Annotated in this window: 5 protein-coding genes; 1 reads left to right on the forward strand and 4 read right to left on the reverse strand. The window is 60.4% G+C overall.

Annotated features, from left to right (window positions below):
• Positions 1-33 precede the first annotated feature (33 nt).
• Positions 34-930, forward strand: a complete 897-nt coding sequence (locus EJ067_RS27265) for a zincin-like metallopeptidase domain-containing protein (protein WP_126085774.1) — start codon at positions 34-36, stop codon at positions 928-930.
• Here EJ067_RS27265 and EJ067_RS27270 read toward each other — a convergent pair.
• Genes EJ067_RS27270 through EJ067_RS27285 form a run of 4 tightly spaced genes read right to left on the reverse strand, consistent with a single transcriptional unit; the run spans position 914 to position 6,084 of the window.
• Positions 914-1,357 carry a hypothetical protein gene (locus EJ067_RS27270; RefSeq protein ID WP_126085775.1) on the reverse strand — a complete coding sequence of 148 codons (444 nt, stop codon included), beginning with the start codon at positions 1,355-1,357 and terminating at the stop codon, positions 914-916. The genes EJ067_RS27265 and EJ067_RS27270 overlap by 17 nt on opposite strands.
• Complete coding sequence (locus tag EJ067_RS27275; protein WP_126085776.1) at positions 1,350-3,170, reverse strand: hypothetical protein; 1,821 nt, start codon at positions 3,168-3,170, stop codon at positions 1,350-1,352. The genes EJ067_RS27270 and EJ067_RS27275 overlap by 8 nt, the downstream gene beginning before the upstream one ends.
• Positions 3,167-4,945 (reverse strand): site-specific integrase, encoded by a 1,779-nt coding sequence (locus tag EJ067_RS27280; protein WP_245467990.1) that lies wholly within the window; start codon positions 4,943-4,945, stop codon positions 3,167-3,169. The genes EJ067_RS27275 and EJ067_RS27280 overlap by 4 nt, the downstream gene beginning before the upstream one ends.
• Positions 4,945-6,084, reverse strand: coding sequence for a site-specific integrase (locus tag EJ067_RS27285; RefSeq protein WP_126085777.1), 1,140 nt, complete (start codon positions 6,082-6,084; stop codon positions 4,945-4,947). The genes EJ067_RS27280 and EJ067_RS27285 overlap by 1 nt, the downstream gene beginning before the upstream one ends.
• Between the last annotated feature and the right edge of the window lie 162 nt (positions 6,085-6,246).

Consider the following 6,246-nt stretch of genomic DNA (forward strand, 5'->3'; position numbering starts at 1 on the left):
TCCCGCTGCAGCGCATGCAGGGAGGGCTTAATCATGACCTCTCAGAAGCGCGCAGGCGTCTACGCTCAGGTTACCGAGGCGATCATCGCGGCAATCGAAGCCGGTGCAGGTGACTTCGTTATGCCGTGGCATCATGATGGAACGGCGACATCACGGCCCACAAACATATCTTCCGGAAAGCCTTACCGCGGCGTGAACACTCTCACGCTTTGGGCCGCGGCGCAGAGCGCCGGCTATCCCAAGGGCGTGTGGGGAACTTATCGCCAATGGCAAGCCCTGGGCGCCCAAGTCCGCGGAGGCGAGCGATCCACGACGATCGTCTTCTGGGGCCCGGTCCGGGGCAAATCCGACGAGGGCGAGGCCGACGCTGATGGTTCAGAGCGCACCATGCTGTTTGCGCGTGGCTATTCGGTGTTCAACTGTGCTCAAGTTGACGGATTTGAGCCTGAGCCAGTGGCTCCTCGTTCAAACAACGACCGCATCAGCGAAGCCGATACATTTTACGCTAACCTCGGGATCAACACCGTCTTCGGCGGCAGTGAGGCATATTACCTCCCCTCTGCCGACAGGGTGCATGTCCCGGCTCTCGCTGACTTCAAGGACAGTGCGTCGCATTATAGCGTTCTTTTTCATGAAGGCCTTCATGCGACAGCAGCCAAGCACCGGCTGGACCGGGACCTCTCGGGTCGTTTTGGCTCGGAGGCCTATGCGATGGAGGAGGTTGTGGCAGAGCTTGGAGCCGCAATGGTTCTCGCTGACTTGTCGATCTCGGCTCGCCCGAGGCCCGATCACGCGGCTTACGTTGCCAGTTGGTTGAAGGTCCTTCGCAATGATTCTTCCGCCATCTTTGCGGCTGCGAGCAGGGCTCAGAAGGCCGTTGATTGGATGCATGCGCAGCAACCTTCTAGCGAACTCAGCGCCGCCGCGTAGCCGACGGTTCAGCGGCGGGCCCCAATGCGGCTCGCCGCTGTACCGACGCTAATTGCCCCTCCACCGTCCTTGCTCTGTGAAGCAGGGCGAGGTTTTGGCTTGCCAGGCTACGCTTTTCTTCCGCATGCCGCTTGGCATCGGCGCGCAAGAGGGCAATTTCGGCCTCCAGCTCGCGAACCTTTTCGGCTAAGTCCTTCGAAGGCCCGGGTCCCTCAGCGGCGGCCTCGATTTCATCGAGGATGTCCCGATGTGTCGTGTAGAGCGGGTTTCGGCTTTTTCCCGCCTCACGTGCAACTGAAGCAGGGCTGATCCGGACGATCCGCCCCTGATGATCCGGATGGCGGCCCTCGCCGCGTACCAGCCGGGCCAAGGCGGCGCGGTAGGCTCGAGCCGCCGACGTAGCGGAAGGCGAGCGTGGTTCACTCATCCTTTTCTCCGATCCTGGTCAGGACAGTGTCGCACTGTTCGATCACCTCTGTCAGAACGGCGGCCGTCATGGCGTTGGCCCGCGGGAGTAGATCTAAATTCCGGCTTCGACGATCGCGCCAGTAAGGCGCATGGCGCAGTTCAATCACCATGTTCGCGCAACCCAGGCAGACGGCCGGGCTCCGGCCAGCCTCGCTCGGACCGACCTCGCCGCCGCAACGACTGGTCTCCCGCTGGAACACGCACCAACCATAGTCGCAGGCATGGATGCGCAGATCGGTATCGGTGAGAACGAACTCGATGTAATCCCGGCGTACCTGCTCACCCGCTCGTCCCCGGAAACACGCGTTGTTCGCTGCGATTCGCTCGCCCATGCGACCGGCAAGTCGATCACTCAGCAGCATCCTTTCCAACGCCGTCGCCGTTTCAGCCCGGTTTTCGTGTTCGATCAGTTGGCGGAGATCGAAGTCGTTGCCGACGTACCCCCGCGCGGTCATGGCGACCGATGCATGCTTGAAGTGTTCGGCAAGGCCAAGAAGCTGCGACCTGTCCTTTCGGGCAATGAATCGTGCAAAGGTCTTGCGGAACTGGTGTGTGCTGAACGACCAGGGCTCTCCCTCGTGCAGCGGCACCCCGACGTGGCGCGCAAAATCGTTGATCCGCCAGCCGATATGCATATGGGTCACCGGTACGACCTCGCCATACTGCGTGTTCTTGACGAGGAAGAGCTCACGCCTTCCGGATGCTTTGCGCAGCGGCGCGCTCAACTGTTCAAGCAGTTCCACTGCCTTCACAACCGGCTCTGGGGCAATCCAGCGTTCCATTCGACCGCCATGCTGGTCAACCGTCTTGAACAACCTCGCCACCAGGTAAGCTTGTTCGACACCGGTTTCTGCAATCGGGTGGGACTCTATGGCGCCAATTTCGATCGACAGAATCTCGCTCACGCGCATGCCGACAAAGCCGGCGATGACGATGTAGCACGCCTCCACGAGACGAGTGGCGGCGTGGCGGACCGCATGGGCGCCGAGCAGTGCTTCACCGGCAGGGCCTGTCAGGTTTATGCTGCGCAATGCCTTTCGAACATGATCCGAGGCCTGCCTTCTGGTCCCTTGTGTCAGCCCAGTTTCATGGGCCTGGCGGCGGACAGTCTCGGCTCTCACGATGGTCGGGCCATAAATTTCCACCCACTGAAGCGCGGTATTCAGCAATGAGATCGCAATGGGGTCGGGGATGAACGGGATCGCACCGCGCGTAGCTGGGGTCAATCCTGCCGCTTCATAGGTGGTTTCTTGTGGCAAGGGATCGACCAACGGGGCATCATTGAGCTTGGCTCGCTGTCGATAGAGATCCTTCAGCACCAACATGTAGTTGACGATGGTGTTGGCGGTGATTGACTTCGCCTTCAATCCTGGACGCGTCGGCAGCCAAGTCCGCAGGCGCTCCACGGCCCCGGCATCAATGCTGCTGAACGTCTCCAGTCCGTCAAGCGCCATCCACCCAATCATGGTTTTTAGTGTCACGGCTTTGCTATGCACCGACGCTGGCGACAGACGTTTGCGCCCGGTCGGAGGGTTCACAGTCATCGACCATAGGAACTGCTTTGCCGCCCTATGGAGACTGCGCCATGCCGTTTCGCTGATGACAGCTCCCTCCGGCAACTCTGGCGTCCAGTTTATCTTATTCTGGTCAGCGCGCCGGCCGGCAGTGCGGATATCGAGCAGCCATTCATCGTCGCCGAAGCGACTCCATGGCGAGACCGGCGCTTCAGCCCATCCGGCCACAACGGGATTTTCGGCGAGCAGCGTTTTCATTCGATCACCGGCAAGGCTGGCGCCTCTTTCATAGACGCAGCCAGGTGAAGCTCGGATGAGAAGCGCGGCAAGATGTCGTTCTCGAGGATTTCCAGTTTCGGGGCGTAAAGAAGACGCCAGCGATCTGGCGCCAGTTCCTGACGCGCCGCGACAAGCGCATCGCGCGTGGATATCAGCCGCGCCAGAACATCCGGATCGAGCGGGATGACGGCGTTCGGGCAGGTGAAGCAGCCAAGCCACGCCGTACACAGCCGGCCAACTTTCTGACCTTCCCCGACGCCGGCGAGGGGATCCTTGCAAGTGAAGCCGGCAGCCGTGGCATACGCGGCGTCGGTTGCCGATATTTCGTCCCTCCGCTCAGGAGCGTCAGTACCACGAACAATATCGACGAAGCGTGCCTGCAGGTCGCCGACGATGCGTTCTTGGGCTCGTCGGACGATCGGCCGATCGATATACCGTTGCGTTGTGTCGGGGGTGACATGGTTGGCGAGAACCTGGGTTTTCAGAATGTCGTGGCCGAGTGCCTCGTGTGCGAGGGTAAGTCCCGTTGTGCGCAGGGCCGCCAAGGTCAAAGCAAGCGGGTCTCCTTTCTCGTCAACGAGATCGTGGCGCTGCACAAAGAGCCGAACATGCTTGCTGGCCAGATAGTTGGGGATCAGCTGTGTTGCGCGTGAACCGTTTATGCTCGCAACAAGGAACAACCGATCGCGGTCGTCAGCGGGAACGTGCGGCAGCAACCCCGCCGTCATTTCCAGAACTCTGTCGACGAGGTTTGGTACCGACAGGCTCTTGTCGCGCAGGAAGCTTCGACGTTGGAGTCGGCTCGAACGGCCCTTCGACCATGTCATCACCTCTCGCCCCTCAAGAAGCAGATGATCGCTCATGCAGTCGCGCCGCAGGTCGCGCAGGGCTTCGGGGTTGGCATAGCTCTGCGCGCCTATGGCGATCATGTATGGGATCAGCGTTTCGGGCAGGGCATGAAGATAGCTGGAAAGCTTTTGGTTTCCGCCGTGTCGAACCGAGGCGAAGTGAAGCCGCCAGCGCCCGGAACCTCGCTTCAGCGTAACGTTCTGCGGAGGCATCAGTCCGCCGTAATGCTCGACAATAACTGCAAGCATCACGCCGAGGTCGTCGAGGTTTAGCCGGCTGAGGTCACGTTCCCTTGCGATCGCTTCTCGGTCAACCTGTGAGAGAAGTGCCTTTCCCCTTTGGAAGGTCGCCCAGCTCGCCTCGATGTCTTTCCGGGCCGCCGCCAGAACAGCTTCCATCTCTGATCGGCTTAGCGCCTCTCGCGGGCGCGTCTCCGCATTCTTACGAGGAAAGGCATTGAACGGGATTTCAAGATCGCAAGCAACGAGGTCGGGTCGGTTGTGCTTGAGCCAGCCGATCATCTGCTTGAGCACCGACCAGCTGCCATGACGAGAACTCTTGGTCCATGGCTTAGCATTGAGCCAGGCTATAAAGGCGTGCAGCACCGCCGTATCGACATCCCCCATCGACGTGATCTCGGAAGTATGATCGTTCAGGAAGGCAAACCAGCGAGAAAGTGTGTTGAACGCGCCTTCGCGAGTAGCCGGGCTGTGGCCGGCATGATGGTGACGGAAGGCAAGCGCAATTTCGGCTGCAATCCTCGGCGCAGTTCGATAGACGGTGAAGTCGAAGCTGCTTTCCGGTCGACCGTTGGGATCAAGGAAGTTGACCACTAGAGAGCCAGGCACGCCCACAAGACCCACTGGTGATGGATCGAGCCGATAATCCTTGCGTCGCTGTGCCATTATAACAAAGCCTCATAAAGGTTTTCGACCGATGCCTCCGCAAGCGTCAGGTCTGTCGCCACAACGCGCAAATAGATCGCCGTAGTGGTCAGATCGGCATGTCCCAGGAGAACTTGCAGAGTGAGGAGCGGATTGAGCTCCGGCTCCTGTTGTGTCCGCCGTTGCAGGAACCGGAGCATCGAGGTCGCAAAAGTATGTCTCAGCGCGTGGAAGCTAGCAGTCACACCGGCTGCCGTGGCAGCAGCGGCGAACATCGCGCCTACGCGCCGAGCACTCACCGCCCGTCCAGCTTCCGTCAGAAAGACCGTATTTGGTTCCGCATAGTTCGGGTTTCGGGATTTCGCGCGCCGTATAATGGCGGCGCGCTCCTCACGTACATAGGCAAGCGTACGGTCGACCAAAGGCTGTGGCGGATAAACGGTCCGCGCTTTCCCGCCCTTGGTGGTCTCGATCTTTATTGCGGTAAGGGCATCCGAGCTTTCCCGCGGAAGCACGCGCAGCCGCAATCCGGCAACTTCCATCCGGCGCATACCGGTGGTGACAGCCCACTCCACAATCAATCGATTTCGCGAGTCCAGCCCGCTCATCACCTGGCGCATTGTTGCGGGTGACAGAGGTCTCGGCAATGTCGATGTTTGTCGGACCGTCAGCTCATTGACAGTCTGGCGTCCACCAGTGGCGTCGACGTGCGCCAGGAAACCCTGCGGTCGGCTTCGCGATAGTGCCAACTCGTCCGCGGTAAATGGCAAGTGGTGAGCAAGGCCCGCACCAACGCACCATCGGTAGAACAGGGCCAACGTTCTGATGCGACCATTGATCGTACCGCGCGCGTAAGCGCGCCTGGTATGATCGCTTGGACGAAAGAGCATTCGATCTCGGTAAGCTGCGATCTCCGCTACTCCGATCGCGTCCCACACCCATTCATTGGCCTCAAGCGTCTGCCACCAATCGTAGAGAGTCTCTCCATAGGTGCGCCATGTCTGCCGACTGCGCGTGCGTCCCCGCACCAGAGCGATGTGCAGCAGCCACGCGCAAGCTGGTTCGACAAGTCGCATCTCGTTATCGAGAAGCATGGGGACGCCCGGGCGTGATATGCCGTGCGGCGCAAACTCTTCGGTGGTGAATAACAGTTCGGCCATGGGTTCCCCAATTCGCGCCGCCCGCCGCTTTGCCGGGCAGGCCCTCGGGCCCGCCCGGCAAAGCGGCGGGCGTCCCACGCAACCAAAACTGTCCTGATTCTAGTTCAGGAAGATGACAGAAAGGACGCGCTGGAGACGGGTCCTAACATCTCGGCCGCCAAT

Origin of the sequence: Mesorhizobium sp. M1D.F.Ca.ET.043.01.1.1, from assembly GCF_003952385.1 — a bacterium.
GTDB lineage: Bacteria > Pseudomonadota > Alphaproteobacteria > Rhizobiales > Rhizobiaceae > Mesorhizobium.